Annotated in this window: 23 protein-coding genes and 3 tRNA genes; 12 read left to right on the top strand and 14 right to left on the bottom strand. The window is 63.3% G+C overall.

Annotated features, from left to right (window positions below; all coding sequences use genetic code 11):
* Nucleotide 1 precedes the first annotated feature (1 nt).
* The 3 genes from BLU39_RS15450 to BLU39_RS28635 all read right to left on the bottom strand — a co-directional run bounded on the left by BLU39_RS15450 (nt 2) and on the right by BLU39_RS28635 (nt 2,545).
* The gene (locus BLU39_RS15450; RefSeq protein WP_092714443.1) at nt 2–1,246 is read right to left on the bottom strand and encodes an efflux RND transporter periplasmic adaptor subunit; all 1,245 of its coding nucleotides are present in this window, start codon (nt 1,244–1,246) and stop codon (nt 2–4) included.
* Between the two features lie 271 nt (nt 1,247–1,517).
* Complete coding sequence (locus BLU39_RS15445) at nt 1,518–2,378, bottom strand: alpha/beta hydrolase (protein ID WP_092714441.1); 861 nt, start codon at nt 2,376–2,378, stop codon at nt 1,518–1,520.
* Nucleotides 2,375–2,545: a hypothetical protein gene (locus BLU39_RS28635; protein WP_157808778.1), complete on the bottom strand. Its 171-nt coding sequence runs from the start codon at nt 2,543–2,545 to the stop codon at nt 2,375–2,377. The genes BLU39_RS15445 and BLU39_RS28635 overlap by 4 nt, the downstream gene beginning before the upstream one ends.
* A gap of 190 nt (nt 2,546–2,735) precedes the next feature.
* On the opposite strand from BLU39_RS28635, the gene BLU39_RS15440 reads away from it, so the two are divergent.
* From BLU39_RS15440 to BLU39_RS15430, 3 genes are read left to right on the top strand one after another with little or no spacing between them, the layout of a single operon-like run.
* Nucleotides 2,736–3,698, top strand: coding sequence for a LysR family transcriptional regulator (locus tag BLU39_RS15440; RefSeq protein WP_092714439.1), 963 nt, complete (start codon nt 2,736–2,738; stop codon nt 3,696–3,698).
* Entirely contained in the window at nt 3,695–4,672 is a 978-nt protein-coding gene (locus BLU39_RS15435; RefSeq protein WP_092714437.1) for a D-2-hydroxyacid dehydrogenase, read from the top strand. Before BLU39_RS15440 ends, BLU39_RS15435 begins: the two co-directional genes overlap by 4 nt.
* Nucleotides 4,669–5,124: a hypothetical protein gene (locus BLU39_RS15430; protein WP_092714435.1), complete on the top strand. Its 456-nt coding sequence runs from the start codon at nt 4,669–4,671 to the stop codon at nt 5,122–5,124. The genes BLU39_RS15435 and BLU39_RS15430 overlap by 4 nt, the downstream gene beginning before the upstream one ends.
* Before the next feature lie 3 nt (nt 5,125–5,127).
* Here BLU39_RS15430 and BLU39_RS15425 read toward each other — a convergent pair whose 3' ends face one another.
* The 4 genes from BLU39_RS15425 to BLU39_RS15410 are packed head-to-tail and all read right to left on the bottom strand — an operon-like array spanning nt 5,128 to nt 7,132.
* Complete coding sequence (locus tag BLU39_RS15425) at nt 5,128–5,673, bottom strand: DUF1993 domain-containing protein (protein ID WP_254788987.1); 546 nt, start codon at nt 5,671–5,673, stop codon at nt 5,128–5,130.
* On the bottom strand, nt 5,670–6,209 hold the full coding sequence (locus tag BLU39_RS15420; protein WP_092714433.1) for a GNAT family N-acetyltransferase: 540 nt from the start codon (nt 6,207–6,209) through the stop codon (nt 5,670–5,672). The genes BLU39_RS15425 and BLU39_RS15420 overlap by 4 nt, the downstream gene beginning before the upstream one ends.
* 15 nt (nt 6,210–6,224) lie before the next feature.
* Nucleotides 6,225–6,572: an SMI1/KNR4 family protein gene (locus BLU39_RS15415; protein ID WP_092714431.1), complete on the bottom strand. Its 348-nt coding sequence runs from the start codon at nt 6,570–6,572 to the stop codon at nt 6,225–6,227.
* Nucleotides 6,569–7,132 (bottom strand): GNAT family N-acetyltransferase, encoded by a 564-nt coding sequence (locus tag BLU39_RS15410; protein WP_092714429.1) that lies wholly within the window; start codon nt 7,130–7,132, stop codon nt 6,569–6,571. Before BLU39_RS15410 ends, BLU39_RS15415 begins: the two co-directional genes overlap by 4 nt.
* A gap of 138 nt (nt 7,133–7,270) precedes the next feature.
* Here BLU39_RS15410 and BLU39_RS15405 point away from each other — a divergent pair, with 138 nt between their 5' ends.
* The 4 genes from BLU39_RS15405 (at nt 7,271) to BLU39_RS15390 (ending at nt 11,271) form a co-directional block, all read left to right on the top strand.
* Nucleotides 7,271–8,854: a sensor domain-containing diguanylate cyclase gene (locus tag BLU39_RS15405; RefSeq protein WP_175539326.1), complete on the top strand. Its 1,584-nt coding sequence runs from the start codon at nt 7,271–7,273 to the stop codon at nt 8,852–8,854.
* An 8-nt stretch (nt 8,855–8,862) separates the two neighbouring features.
* Complete coding sequence (locus BLU39_RS15400; RefSeq protein ID WP_175539325.1) at nt 8,863–9,624, top strand: CPBP family intramembrane glutamic endopeptidase; 762 nt, start codon at nt 8,863–8,865, stop codon at nt 9,622–9,624.
* Between the two features lie 136 nt (nt 9,625–9,760).
* Complete coding sequence (locus BLU39_RS15395) at nt 9,761–10,558, top strand: DUF6624 domain-containing protein (protein WP_092714423.1); 798 nt, start codon at nt 9,761–9,763, stop codon at nt 10,556–10,558.
* Nucleotides 10,559–10,764: 206 nt separating this feature from the next.
* Nucleotides 10,765–11,271: a P-loop nucleotide/nucleoside kinase family protein gene (locus tag BLU39_RS15390; RefSeq protein WP_092714421.1), complete on the top strand. Its 507-nt coding sequence runs from the start codon at nt 10,765–10,767 to the stop codon at nt 11,269–11,271.
* Here BLU39_RS15390 and BLU39_RS15385 read toward each other — a convergent pair.
* Nucleotides 11,268–12,413, bottom strand: coding sequence for an alpha-hydroxy acid oxidase (locus tag BLU39_RS15385; protein ID WP_092714418.1), 1,146 nt, complete (start codon nt 12,411–12,413; stop codon nt 11,268–11,270). The genes BLU39_RS15390 and BLU39_RS15385 overlap by 4 nt on opposite strands.
* An 82-nt stretch (nt 12,414–12,495) precedes the next feature.
* The gene (locus BLU39_RS15380; protein ID WP_092714416.1) at nt 12,496–13,452 is read right to left on the bottom strand and encodes a phytanoyl-CoA dioxygenase family protein; all 957 of its coding nucleotides are present in this window, start codon (nt 13,450–13,452) and stop codon (nt 12,496–12,498) included.
* 115 nt (nt 13,453–13,567) lie between these two features.
* Here BLU39_RS15380 and BLU39_RS15375 point away from each other — a divergent pair, with 115 nt between their 5' ends.
* On the top strand, nt 13,568–14,443 hold the full coding sequence (locus BLU39_RS15375; protein WP_092714414.1) for a helix-turn-helix domain-containing protein: 876 nt from the start codon (nt 13,568–13,570) through the stop codon (nt 14,441–14,443).
* Between the two features lie 55 nt (nt 14,444–14,498).
* Here the strand turns inward: BLU39_RS15375 and BLU39_RS15370 are convergent.
* From BLU39_RS15370 to BLU39_RS15360, 3 genes are all read right to left on the bottom strand, one after another.
* A tRNA-Arg gene (locus BLU39_RS15370) sits at nt 14,499–14,575 on the bottom strand.
* A 161-nt stretch (nt 14,576–14,736) separates the two neighbouring features.
* Nucleotides 14,737–14,813: transfer RNA gene (locus BLU39_RS15365), tRNA-Arg, on the bottom strand.
* Between the two features lie 78 nt (nt 14,814–14,891).
* Nucleotides 14,892–14,968, bottom strand: a tRNA-Arg gene (locus BLU39_RS15360).
* Between the two features lie 429 nt (nt 14,969–15,397).
* Here BLU39_RS15360 and BLU39_RS15355 point away from each other — a divergent pair.
* Nucleotides 15,398–17,890, top strand: a complete 2,493-nt coding sequence (locus tag BLU39_RS15355; RefSeq protein WP_092714412.1) for a hybrid sensor histidine kinase/response regulator — start codon at nt 15,398–15,400, stop codon at nt 17,888–17,890.
* A 304-nt stretch (nt 17,891–18,194) separates the two neighbouring features.
* Nucleotides 18,195–19,178: a GGDEF domain-containing response regulator gene (locus BLU39_RS15350; protein ID WP_092714410.1), complete on the top strand. Its 984-nt coding sequence runs from the start codon at nt 18,195–18,197 to the stop codon at nt 19,176–19,178.
* Nucleotides 19,179–19,239: 61 nt separating this feature from the next.
* On the opposite strand, the gene BLU39_RS15345 is transcribed toward BLU39_RS15350, so the two are convergent.
* On the bottom strand, nt 19,240–19,635 hold the full coding sequence (locus BLU39_RS15345) for a hypothetical protein (RefSeq protein ID WP_092714408.1): 396 nt from the start codon (nt 19,633–19,635) through the stop codon (nt 19,240–19,242).
* Between the two features lie 282 nt (nt 19,636–19,917).
* Between BLU39_RS15345 and BLU39_RS15340 the strand changes: the two genes are divergently transcribed.
* A complete protein-coding gene (locus BLU39_RS15340) occupies nt 19,918–20,631 on the top strand; it encodes a sensor histidine kinase (RefSeq protein WP_092714406.1) in 714 nt (237 codons plus the stop codon).
* Between the two features lie 56 nt (nt 20,632–20,687).
* A complete protein-coding gene (locus BLU39_RS15335; RefSeq protein WP_092714404.1) occupies nt 20,688–21,203 on the top strand; it encodes a DUF6265 family protein in 516 nt (171 codons plus the stop codon).
* Between the two features lie 51 nt (nt 21,204–21,254).
* On the opposite strand, the gene BLU39_RS15330 is transcribed toward BLU39_RS15335, so the two are convergent.
* Complete coding sequence (locus BLU39_RS15330) at nt 21,255–21,749, bottom strand: hypothetical protein (protein ID WP_092714402.1); 495 nt, start codon at nt 21,747–21,749, stop codon at nt 21,255–21,257.
* Nucleotides 21,750–21,852: the final 103 nt, after the last annotated feature.

The following is a 21,852-nucleotide window of genomic DNA, read 5'->3' as shown; positions in this document are numbered from 1 at the left end:
TTTATTCCTTGGAAGTCGATGCTGCTTTCGCGGCGATCTTGGCATCTTTTGCTTCAGGTTTTGCAGGAGCGACAGGCGCGGTCGGATCGAAATCCATGGCCACGATCTGCGGCGTCACGGGGGCGCCGGGGCGCACGCGCTGCAAGCCGTTGACGACGATTTTTTCGCCCGCCTTCAAGCCTTCGCGCACCACGCGCAAGCCGTCCGAGGTCGGGCCCAGCTTGACGGCGCGGTATTCGGCCTTGTTATCCGAACCCACCACGTAGACGTATTTGCGGCTTTGATCCGTGCCGACGGCGCGGTCGCTGATCAACAGGGCCGTGCTTTGCGCCTGCGGGCCATTGCCACCGTCGAGCTGGATGCGCGCGAACAGGCCGGGCACCAGCTGGCGCTCGGCGTTGGCAAAGGTGGCCCGCATGCGCACGCTGCCTGTGGCCGGGTCGAGCTGGTTGTCGACGAATTCCAGCTTGCCTTCGTGCGGGAAGCCCGTTTCGTTGGCCAGGCCTACCTTGACGGTGACGGGCGTGCCCTTTTGCGCCGTGCCGGCCACGCGCAGATACGTATCTTCATCGCCGTCGAAGCTGGCGTAGATGCGGTCCGTCGACACCACCGAGGTGAGGATGGCGGAAGCGTCGATCAGGTTGCCGACGGTGATTTCCGCCTTGCTGACGCGGCCGCTGATCGGCGCCTGCACCTGCGTGTACGACAGGTTCAGTTTCGCCGCTTCATACGCGGCTTGCGCCGAGCGGACATTCGCGTCCAGCTCTTTCAGGCCCGAAGCCTTTTCATCGAATTCGCGCTGGGCGATGGCTTTTTCGGCCAGCAGCTTTTCAGCGCGCGACAGTTCCAGCTTGGCCAGTTCCGCCTTGGCGCGGGCCGAGGCTGCCGTGCCTTCGGCGCGCGACACTTCGGCCTGGAACGGGCGCGGATCGATGACGAACAGCACGTCGCCCTTTTTCACTTCGCTGCCCGGCTTGAAATTGACGGCCGTGATGAAGCCGCCGACGCGCGAGCGGATTTCCACGCGCTCGATCGCTTCCAGGCGGCCCGAGAATTCCTGCGTTTCCGTGATCTGTTTTTCAACGACGGCGGCGGCCGAGACGGGCGGGCCGCCGGCCGCTGGCGCGTCGGGCACCTTGCTATTGGCCGAATCGCAGCCGGCCAGGCTCACGGCCACCAGTCCTGCCAGCGCGAGTGAGGCAGCCAGGGGCTTGAGCAGAGTGGAAAATTGTTGAACGTTTTTCATTTTACTTCCCTGTTTTATGAAAATTTCTAATGGTATGGGCGGCAGGAAGCAACCCAACTGAAAAAGTGAATGGTGGTGCCATGGCGCCCGACGGCGCTCGATCAAAGATAAACAGGCCGCCAGCCTGGTAAAAGCGGACGGGGACGACGAAGCTGGCTGTGCGAACGCACAACTCAGGCAAGATGGGAACTACACTGCATAGTGTAGCAACCGAAACTCAAAAAGTAAACTGATTAGTGTAAGTTTTTTTGCGGTACTGCGGATAGCGGCGTCATGACTCGGGCTCCTGCCCCAGTCCAGCGACAAAACTGGCGATTTCACTCAATACCTGCACCTTGCAGGCACACTCATTGCGGGCGCCAGCATCTTGCAGCGGCGCGGCGGCCATGCGCCGCACGGTGGTCTTGATGCCGCAGGCGATCAATTTGCTGCCGTATTGTTCAGCCTCGTCGCGCAATGGGTCGTCTTCGCTGGACAGGATGAGCGCCGGCGGCAGGTTCTTCAATCGGCTCGACTGCAATGGCGACGCGTACGGATGAGTACGATCAGCGGCATTCGGCAGGTAGCCACGGTAGGCGGCGGCGCATTGGTCGGCCACTTCCGCCAGGTCCGGGCAGGTCGGCAAGTTGCGCATCGAGCAGGTCGACAGGCCGGGGTCGAGCATGGGCATGATCAGCACCTGGCCCGCGAGGGGCGGTCCGCCCCGGTCGCGCGACATCATGGCGCACACGGCGGCCAGATTGGCGCCCGCTTCGATGCCCGACACCAGCATCTGCTTGCCCGTCCAGCCCAGCTTGGACTTGTTCTTTTTTGCCCACAGCAGCACGGCATGCGCGTCTTCCACGGCGGCGGGAAATGGCCGCACCTTCGCCAGGGTGTAGTTTGCCGCCAGCACCACGTGGTCGGGGTTGCTCAGCACGAGGCAGCGCAGGAAGTCGTCCGCATCGTCGAGGTCGCCGTCGACGAAACCGCCGCCATGGAAGAAGACGATCAGGCTGGCCTGCTTGGCGCCCGGCACACCGGCCGTGTAGACGCGCGCGCCGAGCGCATCCTGCGCGCCCTGCACCTGGATGTCGCGTATCTTCAGCGCCTGGCCAGGTGCCAGTTCGGCCACAGTGCCGGCAACGCTCATTGCGCCACCACCGGCTGCACCGCAGCATCGAGTACCGTGTCGTTCAGGCACAACAGGGCGATGCCGCCCACTTCATGGGTCAGGGCGCTATAAGCACTGGCTTCGCTTTGCGCCGCCAGTGAATACGCATCCGTCGATACCATCGCGGCCAGAGCGAGCGAGCTCATAGCGAGAGCGAGCACTGCAAAGATTCCATTCCGATGACCCATGATATTTCTCCTGTGAACTTCCTGCGGCAATCACATTTATGCTGCAGTACAACAACTATAGACTTGATCTACAATCTGATAAAGAGTGCAATGACGAATTGATTGTTCAGGATTCTGAATAATCGCGTCTAAAATGATAGGAATTCAAGTGAACAAGCTGCAAGCAATGGAAGTTTTCATTCAAGTCGTCGATGCGGGCGGCTTTACGCGCGCGGCGGAAAACATGCAGCTGCCGAAAGCCACCGTGTCGACCCTGATCCAGTCGCTGGAAGCGAGCCTGTCGGTCAAGTTGCTCAACCGCACCACGCGCCACGTCAGCATCACGTCCGACGGCGCCGCCTATTACGAACGCTGCGTGCGCATCCTGTTGGACGTGCGCGAAGCCGAGGAATCGCTGTCGCGCACGCGATTGAGCCCCAGCGGGCGGCTGCGCGTGGATGCGCCCACGGCCCTGGCAAGCGAACTGATCATCCCCGCCCTGCCCGACTTTTTCGCCCGCTACCCGGACATCTCGCTGGAACTCGGTTGCAGCGACCGCCCCGTCGACCTGATCGAGGAAGGCGTCGACTGCGCCGTGCGCGGCGGCGAACTGGGCGACCTGAACCTGATCGCGCGCCGGGTCGGCGTGCTGCACTTCATGACGTGCGCCTCGCCCGGCTATCTGGCGCACCACGGCACGCCGCTGCATCCGAACGACTTGCCGCGCCACCGGGGCGTGAATTTTTTCTCCGCCAAGACGGGCAAAACGTTTGACTGGGATTTCACGCGCGCCGGCGAACGCATCCAGATCGCCATGCCCAGCCATATCGCCCTGAACGACTCGAACGCCTACACGGCCGCCGGCCTGGCGGGCCTGGGCATCGTGCAAATGACGCATTTCATGCTTGCGCCGCTGCTGGAACAGGGCAAAATGGTGGAATTGCTCAGTGAATGGGAATCCGACCCGCTGCCCATCCACGTGATCTATCCGCCCAACCGCCATCTGTCCGCCAAGGTGCGCGTGTTTGTCGAATGGGTTGCGGACATGTTTACCAACCACCCGGCCACGCAACTGAAGGGCAAGAGCAGCCTGCCCAGCGCGCGCGCCACCCAGACCGAGGCCCAGCCATGACCGCAGCAAGCACGTCGCAGCACCCGCACCGCATCGTCTTTCTCGACCGCGACAGCCTGATCGCCACCGTGCGCCCGCCCGCCTTCGCGCACAGCTGGGAAGAGCATGCGCACACCAGGGGCAGCGAACAGACGGTATCCCGCCTGCAAGGCGCCACGATCGCCATCACGAACAAAGTGCCGCTGCGTGCGGCCGAGCTGGCGCAGCTGCCCGGGCTGAAAATGATCGCCGTGGCCGCTACCGGCACGGATATTGTCGACCTGGCCGCCTGCCGCGAACGGGGCATCGTCGTGGCCAACATCCGCGACTATGCGCGCGCCACCGTGCCCGAACATACCTTGGCCCTGATGCTGGCCCTGCGCCGCCAGTTGATCGCCTACCGAGCGGACGTGGAAGCGGGCCTGTGGCAGGCATCGGACCGCTTCTGCCTGTTCGGCCACCCGATCCGCGACCTGGCCGGCAGCCGCCTGGGCTTGCTCGGCTACGGCGCGCTGGGCAAATCCGTGGCGCAGCTGGGCCGCGCCTTCGGCATGCAAGTCATCGTACATAACCGCTCGCCCATCGAGGACGACGGCGTGACGCAAGTGACGTTCGACGAGCTGCTGGCCACGTCCGACGTGCTGAGCCTGCACCTGCCCTTGACAGACAAGACGCGCAACATCATCGGCGCGCAAGAACTGGCGCGCATGCAGCCGACCTCGCTGCTGATCAACACGGCGCGGGGCGGCCTCGTCGATGAAGCGGCGCTGGCCGATGCATTGACCCGTGGCGTAATCGCCGGCGCCGGTTTCGACGTGTTGTCGAAAGAGCCGCCCCTGCCCGACAACCCGCTGTTGAACTTGCGCCTGCCCAACTTCATCCTCACGCCGCACACGGCCTGGGCCAGTGGCGAAGCCATGCAAAAGCTGGCCGACATCCTGATCGGCAACGTGGAAGCATTCGAACGGGGCGCGCCCACGAACGTGGTGGCATGAGCGTATTGCACGACCTCGATGAACTGCTGTGCGGCGACGACGAGGAATATGACCGCCTCGACCTGTTTGACGAAGCGGACAAGCTGATCGGGCAACTGCGGGCGGCCGACGTGCCGGCGCTGCTTGCCCTGTGGCAAGCGCGCAGCCTGTGCTGGCAACAGCGCTACACGCAAGCGAGCGGCTCCATCGACGGCGCCGTGCTGCGCACCCTGCTGTCCGGTTTGCTGCAGATCAAGGAGACGCCTCACGGCGTGTTCGAATTGATGACTCGCCTGCCTGCGACAGCCGACGCCTCCCCGCTCAGCGACGCCTTGCTCGATTACGCCGAGCAAGCCTGGCATGCGAACCCGGCACGGCAACGGCAAATCCAGATCAGTTGCTGGAGCTGCGGGCTGTCGGGCCGGCTGCTGAAACGGCTGGGGTTTTCCGCCTGGAAGGAAGCGGGACTGTAGTTCTTACGACGCGGCCGGCGTTTCGAATGAAAATCCCGGCGCATACGCATGATAGCCGTCGAAATCGCCCTTGCCGATGGCCGCGCCGGCGCTGCGGGCAATCGCATACGCCATGCCGAAGTGAAAGTAAAAATTCGGCAGGATGTACAAATTCAGGTAGTCACCGGCCGGCAGCGCGATGTCGGCAAAGCCGGCGCGGTCGCGGCAGATGCGTTCGGGCGGCCCGTCAAAACGCTCCACAGGTATGTCCTTGAGATAGAGCATGGTCTGCGCGATCTGTTCCTGCAGGCTGGCGGCGGCGCTGAAATCGGCCACGTCCAGCCCCGCCAGCGGGCAGCAGCCGCGCAGGGAAAAGCTCACGGCCGCGCGCACCTGCTGGGCGAATGGCAGCATGTCCGGGTGCAAGCGCGCCGCCAGCATGGGCGGCGCGGTGCCGGTCTTGTCGAGCATGGCGGAGAGCTGCGCCAGCGAGCGGCAAAAGATGGTGACGGGACTGATCTGCATGAGGTTCTCTTCCAGTTGAAAATGCTGTGCAAAACCTTGGCTCATGGCACGCCGGCAATGCGCGCATACAGCCAGAAATTGCCGGACCTTCCGCGAATTTGCCGGTAGCAGCGCAGATAGCCTTCGCGCTCGAAACCGCAGCGTTCGAGCACGCGGATCGAACGTTCATTGCTCTCCAGCACAGTGGCCTGGATGCGCAGGAAGCCCAGGCGCTGGAAGCCCCAGTCCACGGCCGACGCGGCGATGGACGTGGCCACGCCCTGCCCCCATACGGCGGGAGACAGATCGTAGGCGATTTCCGCCGTGCGGTGTTGCGGGGAAATGGCATTGAAGCCGATCGTGCCCACCAGCTGGCCGCCCGCGCGCAGCACGACGGCCAGGCGGATGGACGACGCTGCCTGGGCCGATGCGTAGTCATCGAAGTTGCCCTGCAGATCGTCGATGCAACGCAAATCCCAGCTCGTGTGCTCCACGACAACCGGGTCGGACAGATAGGCATACCAGGCGGATGCGTCGCCGGGTTCCAGGTGACGAAAAGCTACCAGTGGATGGGCTGAAACGGGTAAGTCGGCAGTCATCATCGCTTGGCATGCTCCTCAATCCAGCGGGCAATCGGCGGCCAGCCAGGATGTAAAGTCATCGGCAAGCCGCTCGAAATCGTCGCGTTGCATGGAACCATGCCCGACCAGGTACACGGCGCGGTCGCCATCATCGAGTGCCAGCATGACGGCGCGCCCGCCGCTGTCGTCGCCGATGGTGATGTAAGCGGGGCAGGATTGCAGCGTGTCATATGTCTCGTTGCGTTCGATCAGACTGTCTGCGCCGTACAGCAATACCTGTTCACCGCGCATGCCTTCTTGCCAGTCCTGCAGAAAACGCAGGTAGTGCGCCGGCAAGGCGCGGCCCAGCCAGCGCTCGAGCGCTTCGGTTTCATGCTGGCTCACGCGGCGCCCTTGCGCCGTGCTTCCCACGTACGCCGCAGCAAGCCGTACAGGGCCGTATCGCTGACGTGGCCCCCGACGATCCAGCGTTCCGGCAAGAAACCTTCCTTGTTGAAACCCTGGCGTTCCAAGGCGCTGGCCGACGCCGTGTTGAGTGGGTCGATATCGGCTTCCAGGCGGTTCAGGTCGCGCTCGATGAACGCGTATTCCAGCAATGCCGACAAGGCTTCCTGCATATAGCCCTTGCCCCAATGCGGGCGCGCCAGCGCATAGCCGATTTCGGCACGGCGGTTCTGACGGTGCTCGGAAAACAGGCTGCAGCTGCCCATGTATTCGCCCGTCGCCTTCAGCGTGACGGCGAAGCGGAAGAATTCCTCGCTCTCGAAAGCGGCGATGTCCTCGGCAAGCTTGCGCGCGGCGATGCTGGCATCCTGCCATGGCGGCTCGCTGAAATAGCGCATCACTTCGGGATCGGCATGCATGGCGAAGAAGTCCGCTTCATCCGATGGTTGCGGTTTGCGCAGGATCAGGCGTTCAGTGGTGATGGTTTTCGTGTAGGCCATGCGACTCCAATCAAAGGTTCAAAGGGCAATGCTTATTATTCCATGCAACTATAACGATGTGGCAACTTTGTGACTTTGCTTTTTAATGTAGTATGGCAATATTTCACCATATCATAGATGCAACTTCATGATCCGCCTATGCACGCCGTAAAAGAAGCAGCACATACCGACGCCGTCCCGGCGCAGCCGGAAGTCTTGAGCAAGCACAAGCGGCCAGTGATCGTCTGGGCCAGCATCGCCTTCTTTTGCATGTGCGCCATGCTGCTTGGCATGACCATCTGGATCGTCTGGTCTTCGCGCGAAGTGCGCTTGCACGAAGCGCAGGCGACGACGGAACACATGGCGCGCACCCTGGCGACCCAAGCGTACATGGAACTGGAAGTGGCCGATGTGATGCTGGAAGATATCGTCGAGCACATCCGTAACGAAGGCAATAATGACGCTACCGGCGAGCGGCTGCAATCGCATCTGCAGCAGTTGTCGAAGAATATCGTGGAAATTGCCGGCGTCTTCATTTTCGACAGCCGCGGAGACTGGCTGGCCAGCTCGTCCGGCGCCAGGCAGGACGGCAACAATGCGGACCGCGACTACTTTACTTATCACAAGACGCATGCGCAGCTGGGCAGCCGCATCAGCGCGCCCGTGCGCAGCAAATCCAGCGGGCAATGGGTCTTGCCCGTATCGCGCCGGGTGGAATTGGCGGACGGCTCGTTTGCCGGCGTGGTGCTGGTCACCCTGGGGCTTGCCTCCTTCGAACGCATCTACGATAGCCTCAACCTTGGCAATACGGGCACGGCCTTCTTTGCCCTCGATGACGGCACCTTGATCTACCGTCGGCCATTCCAGAGCAATGTCATCGGCATGGATATTTCGTCGGGCGCAGTCCTGCGCGCCTACCGCGAAAAAGGGCCGGTCGGCACGGCCATGATGACGGCGAAGGTGGACGAGATCGAACGGCTGTACAGCTATCGCCACCTGCAGCGCTTTCCCGTCATCGTGGCGGCGGGGCTATCGGAGGAAGATATTTTCGCCGAATGGCAACGCTTGAGCATGCAAATCGTGCTGGCGTCGCTGGCGGCAGGCGCGGCGCTGATCTACCTGTTCCGCAAGCTCATGCGGCAGATTGCCATACGCGACCGTATCGAGGCCAGCCTGCGCCTGGCCAGTACGCAATTGCAGCGCGCCAATGCGGACCTGGCGGCGCGGGCGTCGCAAGACGGCTTGACGGGACTGGCCAACCGCCGCTGTTTCGACGAAACCCTGGCGCATGAACTCAAGCGCGCCCAGCGCGACGGACACGCAGTGTCGCTGATCATGCTGGACGTGGATTTCTTCAAGAAATTCAACGACCAGTATGGTCACGTGGCGGGCGACGCCTGCCTGCAGGCAGTTTCCGGCGCCGTGGCGCGCAGCGTCGGCCGGGCCGAAGACCTGGCGGCGCGCTATGGCGGCGAAGAATTCGCCGTGATCATGCCCGGCACGGACGCGGCTGGCGCCCTGGAAGTCGCGGAAACCATCCGCTCGGCAGTGGAAGCGCTGCAGATACCCCACGCGGCCAGCGCGAACGGCGTCGTGACCGTCAGCCTGGGCGCAGCCACAGTCCAGTCCAGCCAGGTACATTGCACGGATAGCAGCGAACTGATACGCCAGGCAGATACCTTGCTGTACCAGTCGAAAAACACGGGCCGCAACCGCGTCAGCGGCGGCGGACCTGCAACATGAAGCCGCCCATGTCCGGAAACAGAATCGCCCTCACCATGCCGCTGTCCCTCATCGCGCTGGCCGTCTGGCTGGGCTTGAGCATGGGCGGCCGCTGGCTGGAAGCCGCCGGCTACGCCTTGCCGGGCGCAGCCGTCACCGGCCGTATCGGCCTGTCTTGGGCGCTGGCCGCCCTGTTCGCGCTGGCGCTGCTGCTGGCGTCAAGCGGACGCCGCGAAGCGGGCCTGGGCGCGCCGCAGCCCTGGAAATCGCTGTGGCTCGTCTGCCCTCCCCTGCTGTATGCGCTGCTGATGCTGTTGCTGGCCTGGGCCGGCGGCTGGCCGCAGCCGCGCGTGCTGCTGATCGTCGCCTGCAATGCGGCGCTGGTGGCCATCTCGGAAGAACTGATGTTCCGCGCCATCTTGCTGCAAGGCATGCTGAACCGCTACGCCGTCTGGCCGGCCGTATTGATGTCATCGGCGCTGTTCGGCCTGGCCCATACGGCCAACGGCCTGGCCACGGGCGACGTCAGCGGCGCCTTGTGGCAAGCCTTGGCCGCCGCCTTGCAGGGCGTCGGCTATGCGGCCATCCGCCTGCGCACCCGCTCGGTATGGCCCATGATCGTCGTGCATGGCCTGTGGGACTACGCGCTGGTGACGGCCACCTTGCCCAACCCGGCCGAAGACGGCGCATCGATCCTGCCGTACATCGCCCTGCTGGCCGTGCTGCCCCTGTGCCTGTACGGCGCCTACCTGCTGCGCCCCAGCCAGCGCGCGGCCATCTTGCAAGCATAAGGAATCCGCATGGCGTTTTTTTCACGTGACTACGCAGTATTCCTGCTGCTGGCCGCGCCCGATGCGGCGCCGCTGTGGCAGGCGGCGCAATGGACGCGCATCGAATTGACGCCACAGCTATCCTGATCGGACTCCCATGCGACACCTGCTTTGCGCCACCCTGCTCTGCTTCAGCAACCATGCGGGCGCCTTTGAACTGAGCGGCGCCATCCGCAGCAACGGCGCGCCGCTGCCGCCCGCCATCAGCATCATTGCCGAGCGCATGCACGGCGAGCCGCAGATACATGGCACGGTCGAGAACGGCCGTTACCGCATCGACGTGCCGGAAAACACCTTGCTGGCGCTGGTCGTGCGGGCGCCGCAATGGGAGGCGGAACCGAGACTCATCCACGACGCTGCCACGGCAGGCGCGCCGAACATCCTGCTGTATCGGACGGCGGTGCCGGAAGCGGCGCTGGCGCAGGAATTGCTGGCCATGGAAAAGGAAGACGTGGCCGCACGCACGGATTGGCCGGCGACAGGTGTCGACCTGCAGGCACGGCAGCGCATGCGCGAGACGGATGCGAGGAACGAAGCGCGGCTGCGCCACATCATCGCCAGCAAGGGATGGCCCACGCAAACAATGGTCGGTTACAAGGCGGCGGCCAGCGCATGGCTGATCGCCCAGCATGGATCAAGTGCCTTCCTCAAAAGCAGCCTGGTGCTGATGCGCACGGCGGCCGCGCAAGGTGAAATCACGCCGTCCAGGCTGGCCCTGACGATCGACCGCGACTTGACCAATGACAAACTGCCGCAGCTGTACGGCAGCCAGTTCCAGACGGGCAGCGACGGCAAGAGCGTCGCTTTCCCCATCGCCGATCCGCAGCATCTGGAGCAGCGCCGCGCCAGCGTGGGACTGGAGCCGTTTGCACAGTACCGGCAATTCTTCGAATAGGCACCGGCATTGACAAGGCCGCCCATCGCATGGCATCGTAACGCCATGCAATCGCCATTCCCTCCCCTGCCCACCATTATTGCCGCCATTCCAACAATGGTGGCTTAGCAGCAGTGTGATTGCCAAAGCCGCCTGCAAGGCGGCTTTGATGTGCAGTCACTGGTCAAACCGTCTCGCAGGCTTCATTTCTTTTTTAGCGAGCGACCATGACCCCGACTTCCAGCACCAACGCTTCCCCCACCCTGCACCTCGTCTGCGGCAAGATAGCCTCCGGAAAATCCACTTTGACCAGCCAGCTTGCGCACGCGCCGCACACGGTGCGCATCAGCGAAGACACTTTATTGGCGCAGCTGTATCCGGGCCAGATCGGCAGCCTGGCCGATTACGTGGCGTGCGCGGCGCGGCTGCGCGCGGCCATCGCCCCCTTGGCCCTGCAGATGCTGCGGGCGGGCGTGTCCGTCGTGCTCGACTTCCCGGCAAATACGCCGGCCAGCCGCGCCTGGATGCGCGCACTGTTCCAGCAGGCGGGCACGCCGCATGTGCTCCATTACCTCGACGTTTCGGACGAAGAATGCAAGGTGCGCTTGCGCCAGCGCAATGAAAGCGGGCTGCACCCGTTTTTTACCAGCGACGCGCAATTTGATGACATCACGCGCCACTTCGTGCCGCCCGACTCTTCGGAAGGCTTTCACATCGTGCGGATTGCCGCTTAAAACGTCCCCGGCAGCAGGATCTTTTTATCCACCTGCTGCAAGTCGCGCAAGCCGCAGAACGCCATCGTCAAGTCGAGCTCGTTGCGGATGATGTCCAGGCATTTGCTCACGCCCGGCCCGCCCATGGCGCCCAGGCCGTATAGGAACGGGCGGCCGATGTACACGCCTTTCGCGCCCAGGGCCACGGCCTTGATCACGTCCTGGCCCGAGCGGATGCCGCCATCCATGTGCACTTCGATCTGGCTGCCGACGGCGTCGACGATGGCGGGCAAGGCTTCGATCGACGATTGCGCGCCGTCGAGCTGGCGCCCGCCGTGGTTCGAGACGATCAGCGCGTCGGCGCCGCTTGCCACGGCCAGGCGCGCGTCTTCCGGGTCCATGATGCCCTTGATGATGAGCTTGCCACCCCAGCGCTGCTTGATCCATTCCACGTCCGCCCACGACAGGCTCAGGTCGAACTGCTGCTGCGTCCAGGCCGACAGCGACGACATGTCGGAGACGGACGTGGCGTGGCCGACGATGTTGCCGAAACCGCGGCGCTTCGTGCCCAGCATGCCCGCCACCCAGCGCGGCTTGGTGGCCATGTTGAGGATGTTGGGAATGGTCAGTTTGGGCGGCGCCGACAGGCCGTTGCGCAAGTCCTTGTGGCGCTGGCCCAGCACCTGCAAGTCCAGGGTCAATACCAGCGCACCGCACTTGGCCGCCTTGGCGCGGTCGATCAGGCGGTTGATGAATTCGCGGTCCTTCATCACGTACAACTGGAACCAGAACGGTTTCGTCGTGTTCGCCGCCACGTCCTCGATCGAGCAGATGCTCATGGTCGACAGGGTGAACGGCACGCCGAAGCGCTCGGCCGCCTGGGCCGCGAGGATTTCGCCATCCGCATGCTGCATGCCCGTCAGGCCCGTGGGCGACAGGGCTACCGGCATCGATACGTGCTGGCCCACCATGGTCGAAGCCAGGCTGCGGTTTTCCAGGTTGACGGCCACGCGCTGGCGGAATTTGATCTTCGCGAAATCGCTGTTGTTGGCGCGGTACGTCGATTCCGTCCAAGAGCCGGAATCGGCGTAGTCGTAAAACATGCGCGGCACCCGTTTCTGGGCCAGCACGCGCAAGTCTTCGATGCTGGTGATGATACTCATGCGTTTCCTCGGTCGATGGCAAGTCAAGCCATGATCGTGCATTTGCCTGTAATTGTCTATCCGGCAGGCAATGCCACCACGCTTACCAGGCGCGCGCGCCGAGGATCTTCTCGCCCAGTTCCGTCAACTGCGCCTGCGGATAGCGCAGTTTTTCCTTTTCCTCGGGGTCGCCGGGAAACGCATAGCCTTGCGGCGCGCTGCGTTCGCGCCAGCTTTGCACGCGCCAGTCGCGCAGCGACTGATTGTCTTCCTGCGCCGGCGTAAAGGAGATGTATTGCGCCAGGCGCACCTGATCCGTCGACGTGTTCGGGCGGATGCCGTGTGCCAGCAGGCTGTTGAAGATCAGCAGCTCGCCTTTCTTCATGGCGATGAATTCCATCGGATACGGCACCGTCGCCAGGTCCGGCTGCCATGGATTGCGGTCCGCCGGCACGGTCTTGCGCCACGCCAGCAAGTTGTTGAACAGTTCCGGGTAGCATTGAAAACCGCCGCTCTCGGGCGAGGTATCGGACAGGGCCAGCACGCCTTGCACGTTGACGGGCAGCGGGTCGAGCGTCGTGTCGGCATCCCAGTGGATGAAGCCGCCAAACTTGCGCTTGCCATTATTGGGCGTGTTCAGGTTGGCGCGGTCGATCGTCACCCACAAATCCTGACGGTCCCAGATGTCGACAAAGGCATCGTAGACGCGCCGGGTCTGGCGGTTATCCCACAGGGTCTGGTTGTGATAGGCCTCGACCATGCCGGAACCGTTGAGTTCCTTCATCGCGTGGTCGCGCAGCTGGTCCCGGTTCCAGGTGGAAGCATCGTGCTGGTCGAGTCCCTGAAATTCCCACAGGAAATCGGTCGTGCGGCGCACCTGCTCTGGCGAGACGGCATCCTTGACGATGACGTAGCCGTAGGTTTGCCAGTGCAAGAAGTCGCTGTCCGACAGCACGCGCAGGGGCAGCTGTTTCCGGATGTCGCGCAACTGGGTTTGTTCCGTGTAGGCCACGGACGGGTTGCCGGGACGGTCTTCGCCGTACTGATATCGGTCTTGCATCGCTGTCTCCTGTGTTGGTGTGAGACAGATTGTGCGACGGAAGATTAAAGGGAAATGCGTGCGCAGCGACCAATACTGATACTATTTTGACTATCCATCACCTTAAAACGTCACGATGACGCCTTTATTCGAACAAGTCACGATCCCGACGGGCCACTCCTGGGGCTTGCTGTGGCGCGAACTCGATGCCATTCCCTTCATCTGGCATTACCACCCGCAATTCGAGCTGACCCTGACCGTGAATGCGCGGGGGCAACGCTACATCGGCGACCACCTGGGGGACTTCGAACCGGGCGACCTGGTGCTGCTGGGGCCAAATTTGCCGCACACGTGGTCAGCCAGCGAGCGCATCGACAGCGCGCAACCGATGCTGGCCGTCGTCGTGTGGTTTTCGCTCGAGTGGGTGGAACAGCTGGCCGCCTGTTTTCCGGAATTGCACAGCGTGCGGCAGCTGGCGGCCCGCGCCGGCCCGGCCCTGCATTTTTCAGCGGACACGAGCGCGCGCTGCGCCCATCAACTGCTGCAGCTGAATGCCCTGCCCGTGCCGCAGCGCCTGCCGCTGCTGCTCGACGTGCTGCTGGACCTGGCGGGCGATGGCGCCGCGCGGCCGTTGGCCTCGACAGCGCAGGCGCCGGTGCATGCCGATGGGCAGCAAAAGCGCATGGCAATCGTGTTTGACTTCATGCACGCGCATTTCCGGGAAGAGATCGCACTGGAAACCCTGGCGCAGCGGGCGGCCCTGTCGCTGGGCGCGTTTCACCGCTGTTTCAAGCGCCACGCGCATTGCACGCCGGGCGAGTATCTGGCGCGGCTGCGCATCGGGCGCGCCTGCCAGCAGTTGATCGAGAGCAATCTCGCCATTGCCGTCATCGCGCAAGAGGCGGGCTACCGCAACCTCGCGCATTTCAACCGCCAGTTCCGTGCCGCCAAGCACGTGACGCCGCGCGCGTTTCGCCTGCAATACCGGCGCGGTCCCAACGACCTGTCGTAAAGGCGTTCGGAAACGAAAAAGGGGATCAGATTTTACAATCTGACCCCCAATATTCTGGTGCGGCTGGCAGGAATTGAACCCACGACCCCTTGGTTCGTAGCCAAGTACTCTATCCAGCTGAGCTACAGCCGCCTAAGACAAGATTATAGCAGGGCTTTGCAGAATGGCAAAGGGCGTCGTGCGGATATTTCACAATTACCCAGGCTGCCAGCGTGGTCGCTGCCAAGGCACCGTCTGGACGAAAAAAAACCCGGAAAGCGAACTTTCCGGGTTTTTTTCACTACTGCTGATACTGGTGCGGCTGGCAGGAATTGAACCCACGACCCCTTGGTTCGTAGCCAAGTACTCTATCCAGCTGAGCTACAGCCGCAAACTCTGACACACTTCGCCGGACGGCGCGAAGCTTGAAACTTTCATCAAGACGAAGCGAACTTCATCTTGGCAATACTGGTGCGGCTGGCAGGAATTGAACCCACGACCCCTTGGTTCGTAGCCAAGTACTCTATCCAGCTGAGCTACAGCCGCGCAGGCAAACATTATAGCGTATTCATTTCGCTTTGAAAAGTTCGATTTTTCAATCGCTTAGCTGATTTTGCAGAATACCGCCCCGCATGATCGACTACCTTTTCACTGCCAAAAAGCTTGCGCCTTTTTATCGGTGGACACTTCCGCTTTCACGGTGACGCCCAGCGAATCGAGAAGTTGCTGTCTCGAAAGAAGCGGGATTATAGGGACTGCTTTCCCGCCTGTCCAGTGCTATCTGCAGGCGGCGCGCAAGCGTGCGGTGGCGGTACGCCGCTTGGGGCTACAATACCAGCCAGACGGGGGCGCTTGTGCCCCCCCCCTGATGCATGACGGCGGGCACTTCCATCATGACCCATTTAACTGAGCTTAGCGGCGGCGGCCCGGCGGGGCAAGAGCCCGTGCGGCAGACTCACTGTTGCAGGATTTCCGATGGCCAAGCATGACCGCAAGCAATATCTGCTGCCCCCATCAGCGCCGCTGAGCCTGTCGGACGAGCGCCTGACCAACTTGTTGGACAGCATTACCGACGGCTTTTGCCTGCTCGACCGCGACTGGACCATCCGCTACCTCAATCCGCGCGGCGCCGACATGCTGGCGCCGCAGCACCCGTCCGGCGTCAGCCTGGCGGGCAAGAACCTGTGGCAAGCCTGCCCCGAACTGCCGGGCACGGACCTGGAAACGCAGTGCCGGCGCGCCATGGCGCAGCAGCAAAGCTGCAGTTTCGAGCTGCTGTATCCGCCGCTGGGGCGCTGGCTGGAAGTACGCATCTTTCCTTCCAGCGACGGCTTGACCACGTATATCCAGGACATCACCCAGCGCAAGGCGGACGAGGAAAGCTTGCGCCACAGCGAAGAAGACTTGCGCGCGCTGGCCAATTCCATCCCGCAACTGGCCTGGATCGCCAGTTTCGACGGCACCATAGCCTGGTACAACCAGCGCTGGCACGACTACACGGGCACCAGTCCCGAACAGATGGCGGGCGATGGCTGGAGCATCGCCTATGACGTGCGGCATTTGCCGTCCATGCTGCAAGCGTGGAAAGCCGCCCTGCACGACGGCACGCCTTTCGAAATGGAGTTTCCCATCCGTGGCGCCGACGGCCAGTACCGCTGGTTCCTGACGCGCGCCAATCCCGTGCGCGACCGGGGCGGCCAGCTGCTGCGTTGGTTTGGCACGAGCACCGACGTCGACCAGGTCAAGCGCGCGCAGGAAGCCTTGCGCGACGAGACGCGCGTGCTCGAATTGCTCAACAATACGGGCGCGGCCCTGGCCGGCACGCTCGACTTGCCGGCCCTGCTGCAGGAAACCGTCGATGCGGCCACGCGCATCAGCGGCGCGCGCTTCGGCGCCTTTTATTATGACGATGCGGGCGAGATCCACGACAGCGCCGCGCCCCTGCCATCGGCGCGCGCCGTCAACGGCATCAGCCTGCGCCAGGCCGACGCCATCGCGGCGGAACTGCGCCAGGGACCGGCCATGCGCCAGAACGACTTGCTGGCCGCGCCCGATGCCAGCGCCGGCGGCGCGCCGCCGCTGCGCAGCTGCCTGAGCCTGCCCGTCAGCTCGCGCTCGGGCCTGTTGCTGGGACGCCTGCTGCTCGGCCATCCGCAGGCGGGCATGTTCAGCGCGCGCAGCGAACGCATCGTGTCGGCCATCGCGGCGCAGGCTGCCGTCGCGCTCGACAATACGCGCCTGTACGCGGCCGCCACGCGCGCCGCCGAAGAGCGCAAGGTGCTGCTCGACAGCGAACGCGAAGCGCGCGCCGAGGCCGAGCGCACGAACCAGCTGAAAGACGATTTCCTCACCACCCTGTCGCACGAACTGCGCACGCCGCTGTCGGCTATCCTGGGCTGGGCGCAGGTGCTGCGGCGCGGCACGCGCGACCAGGCAGACCTGCACCGCGGCCTGCAAAGCATCGAACGCAATGCGCGGGCGCAGGCGCAACTGATCGAGGACTTGCTCGACATGAGCCGCATCACTTCCGACAAGGTGCTGCTGGACCTGCAAACCATCGTGCCTGCCAGCATCATCGCCTCGGCCATCGAAACCCTGCGCCCGGCGGCCGACGCCAAGCACATCGCCGTTCACAGCGACATCGCCAGCGATGCGGGCACCATCACGGGCGACCCCAGCCGCATCCAGCAAGTGATCTGGAACCTGCTGTCGAATGCCCTGAAATTCACGCCGCAAGGGGGACGGGTCGACATCGGCGTGCGCCGCGAGGCGAGCCGGCTGGCCATCACGGTGGCCGACAACGGCGTCGGCATCAGGAAAGACTTCCTGCCCCACGTGTTCGACCGCTTCCGCCAGGCCGACGCCTCCACCACGCGCCGGCATGGCGGCCTGGGGCTGGGACTGGCGATCGTCAAGCACCTGGTGGAGCAGCATGGCGGCACGGTCACGGCCAGCAGCGCCGGCGACATGCAGGGCGCGAGCTTTACAGTGCGCCTGCCCCTGGGAACGCGGTCCGCGCCGGCGCGCCCCAAAGGTGGCGACCTGTCCGCCGGCCATGACTTGCGCGGCGTCACCGTGCTGCTGGTCGATGACGAGGCCGATGCGCGCGAACTGACGGCGCGCATCCTGCGCGAGCACCACGCCGAAGTGCATGGCGCCGGCAGCGTGGCGCAAGCGCTGCAACTGCTGGAGCAAGTAAGCCCGCACGTGCTGGTCAGCGACATCGGCATGCCCGACGCCGACGGTTTCGACTTGCTGGCGCGCATACGCGCGCACGCTTCCCCCGATGCGGCCAGTCTGCCCGCGCTGGCGCTGACGGCGTTCGCGCAACCACAGGACCGCCAGCGGGCGCTGGCCAGCGGCTTCCAGGCCTGGGTCTCGAAACCGCTGGACCCGGCCGAACTGCTGGCGGCCGTGGCGCAGCTGGCTGCCCCGCGCCGTGACCCCGGCCGCAAGGCAGCTCCCTGAAAAGATGATGCAAAGAAATAAATAGTGCAGTACAAAATGACTATTTCATGGGTTAGCCTTCCTACTTGCAGACGCGGCACTGTCCTACAAGCAACTAAGCTGAAGTTTGCTACACTGAAATGGAGAAGCACACCTGCAAGGCATGCTGGAGACGGCGGCCCTGCCCGACGAGATGCAAAAAGCAAGCTCATGCGCTGTTGTGCGCCCTATCTTGTTGCAAGGCGCTACACTCGCTCCGATCACCGTCAGCCCATCATCTGCGGTAGAAGCCAGCGTTGCATAGACCGTATAACCGAGACCCTACATGCCCAGCCAAGATGAGATTTTGAAAGCCAAAATTTTGGTCGTTGACGATTCCCCCGACAATGTTGACCTGATGCTGGAAATCCTGCGCGATGCAGGCTATACCAACGTCACGGCCACCATGCGTCCGGCCCAGGTCTGCCCCCTGCACCGGGAACATTGCTACGACCTGATCTTGCTGGATCTGCAAATGCCGGAGCTCAATGGTTTCCAGGTCATGAAAGGCTTGAAGGAAATCGAGCATGGCGGCTACCTGCCCGTGCTGGCCCTGACGGCACAGCCGAGTTTCAAGATCGCCGCCCTGGAAGCAGGCGCGCGCGACTTCATCAGCAAGCCGTTCGACCTGATGGAAGTGCACAAGCGCATCCACAACATGCTGGAAGTGCGCCTGCTGTACAAGGAGCTGGCCCAATACAGCAAGCAGCAGCAGGAACTGGCCTTGCACGACCCGCTGACGGGCTTGCCGAACCGCCGCCTGCTGGAAGACCGCATCGAGCATACCCTGCAGCAATCGGCCCGCAGCCGCGGCAAGTCGGCCATCCTGTACCTGGACCTGGACGGTTTCAAGGCCATCAACGACAGTTACGGCCACGGCTATGGCGATGAAATCCTGAAAATGGTGGCGGCCCGCCTGGTGGGCGCCTCGCGCAAGGAAGACACGGTGGCGCGCATCGGCGGCGACGAATTCGTCATCGTGCTGGGCAACCTGGCCGGCAAGGGCGACGCGCGCGAGCCGGCCGCCAAGCTGATCGAAGTCATTTCCGAGCCGTATTTCATCAACGACCTGACCCTGCGCCTGTCGACCAGCATCGGCATCGCCATCTATCCGGACGATGCCAGCACCGTCGAATCGCTGCTGGGCTCGGCCGACACGGCCCTGTACGAAGCCAAGCGCGCCGGCAAGAACCGCTTTTGCTGCATTCCGCACGAGGTGATCGCTTCGCAGGTCAACGTGCAGAAAAGCAGCATCCCGTCGATCGCCTGATTTTTACGCCGCGCGGCGCATAAAAAAAACCGGCAAGCCGGTTTTTTTTGCATGGGCCATCTTATTTCTTGCCAGTGGCCGCCTCATGCTGGCCCGCATGCTGGTGGTCCGTTTGCGCATCGACCGTTTCGGGCGGCACCTCGATGCGCGTGATGCCGGCATCGACGGAAATCGGATCGCTGGCGGGGAAGGTCATTTCCACGGCGTCATCGAGCAATTCCTCCTTCGCCCGCTCTTCGCCGCTCATGCCCTCTTCATCGGCCAGGATGGCCAGCGCGCTGGCCCATTTGACGAAATTGAGATTGGCCAATTCGCGCACGGTGTGCACGCCAAACGCCTGCTGCAAGGCCTTGGCGTCCTTCGGGCTAACGCCGCGCAGGGCGCTGATGGGCGCATTGACGATGTCGCGGAAGCTTTTGTCGGCGTATTCCTGGTCGACGATGGTATCGATATTCATGGCATGTCCTTTCGTTTCGGTAAGCGGGCCTGTACTGCATGGAGAAATGCATGACGCCACTATGGCAGCGTGCGGCGCCCCGGTATGTGCGCAGCCGTACGTAACGACGGGAACGGGGCTTGCTGGTGCAAACGATAATATTGCCTGGCATATAAAAAATGATGGAAGGAGATTAAAATTGCCGAAAAGACAGAAATTTTCCATCCATGCGCCCCGCGATGAAATCATCATGTATGATCCACAACTTGAATTTGGTCCACCTTTCACCATTCACGGGGCGCTATGTCCGCACAAACAGATCCGAACAAGGAAACGGCCCAGGCCGATGCGGAACGCGCCGCCGACCTCAGCGAGTTGCTCGGTCACGTCAACACCAGCTGGGACAATGAACGGCGCGCCCTGTCGCGCCAGCTGCACGACAGCCTCGGCTCGTCGCTGACGGCGCTGACCATGCATTTGTCGCTGCTGACGCAAAAAATGCCGCAGGAAGCGGCCCTGCTCGACCGCGCGGCGACCATGAAGCAATTGCTGCTCAATGTGATCGAAACCAACCGCCAGATGCAGATGAAGCTGTGGAACGACAAGCTCGAGTTTCTCGGCGTCAATGTCGCGCTGGGCGAACTGGCCACGCAATTTGCCGAACAGCACAAGATCACCGTGCGCTGCAGCCTGCCCGAAGATGAATTGATTTGCCCCCGCAACGTGGGCGTGGCCTTGCTGCGCACCCTGGAAGAAGCGCTCGGCAACATCGCCGCGCACGCGCACGCCACGCAGGTGGACATCATCATCGACGACAATGACGAAGCGCTGATGATGACCGTCAAGGATGACGGCGTGGGCTTGCCGGCGAGCGAACCCGTCGAAATGAGCAAGCACGGCCTGCGCGCCGTGCGCGAGCGCGTGCACTACCTGGGCGGCACCCTGAACCTGGCGGCCAATCCGCAAGGCGGCACGGCCCTGACCGTCGTCTTGCCGCGTATTGCCCCGAAAGAATAATCTTTGCCCGGCCGGGGCGCCCCGGACCGCCGAACGATCCGACGACAGGAGACCGCATGCGAGGACTGATCCCCACCCTGCTGGCAGCGTTGCTGGCCATGGGCGCCGCCAGGGCCGCCGACAAGACCGTGCCGCCGCCGGAAACCGTGGACAAGCTGGCCTGGCTGGCCGGCTGCTGGAACGTCGACGGCGCCGAACCCGGTTCCGGAGAACAATGGAGCACGGCCGCCGGCGGCACCCTCCTCGGCACCAGCCGCACCGTCAAGGGCGGCAAGACGACGGCCTTTGAATTCGTGCAGATCCGCCTCACCGAGCCGGGCCAGCTGGCCTACATCGTGCAGCCGTCAGGCGAGCCGCCCGTGATCTTCAACCTGCTGCGCCAGGACAAGCCGAACGAGTTCATCTTCGCCAACCTGGACAATGACTTTCCCAGCCGCATCATCTACCGCCGCGACAGCGAGCGCATCTTGCACGCCAGCATTACCGGCACCTTGAAGGGCAAGCTCACCACCATCGCCTTCCCCATGACGCGGGGCCGCTGCGAAGCGGCGCCAATTACGCGCAACAAATAACAACCGGCGTCAAGGCAGGAACCAGGGCCGCATCTTGCGGCCCTTCTTGCGTCAAGGCTGCAAGCGAATGCCCACACCCGCAGGAGGAAGCATGGTGAAGGCGGCGGCCATGCCCAGCCAGCCAGCGAACCAGGCAATGAAAGCCGCCACGTGGCCATACTCCCAGCGGGCACGCAGGCGCGCATAGGCTGCGGCGAACTCCGCCTGGCTCACGTCGACGCTACTCCCCCACTCCCCATTGACGGGGGCGACAAGGAAAGCCCACAGCAGCAAGGAAGCAAGCAGTGCGGCTGCCGACGCGGCCAGCAGGCGGCCCTGGGGCAGGCGCCTGGAGCGAAATGCCAGCACGGCCACGGTCACCATGGCGGCCATTTGCACGGCGCCCCCTACCGGGCCAAACAGGGCATACAGCGTGCTTGTCACCTGCGCATACAGCGCTGGCGGATACGCCAGCTTGACGGGCAGTTCCAGCAGATGTGCGGCACCCGGCGCGAGCCCCAGGGCCGTCAAGGTCAGGGCAATGACTTGCAGTAAGCGTGATGGCATGCCTGCCTCCCCTCATCAAGCTGTCCGCTCATGGCGCGCGTGCTTGCCCTTGCTATGACCGCGGGACGGCGCTGCGGTTCCCGGCCCACGCCACTCGCGCAAT

Origin of the sequence: Janthinobacterium sp. OK676 (assembly GCF_900103595.1) — a bacterium.
In the GTDB taxonomy this organism is placed as follows: Bacteria; Pseudomonadota; Gammaproteobacteria; order Burkholderiales; family Burkholderiaceae_D; genus Janthinobacterium.
The sequence above is the reverse complement of the archived record's forward strand: the minus strand, read 5'-3'. Positions and strand labels throughout refer to the sequence as shown.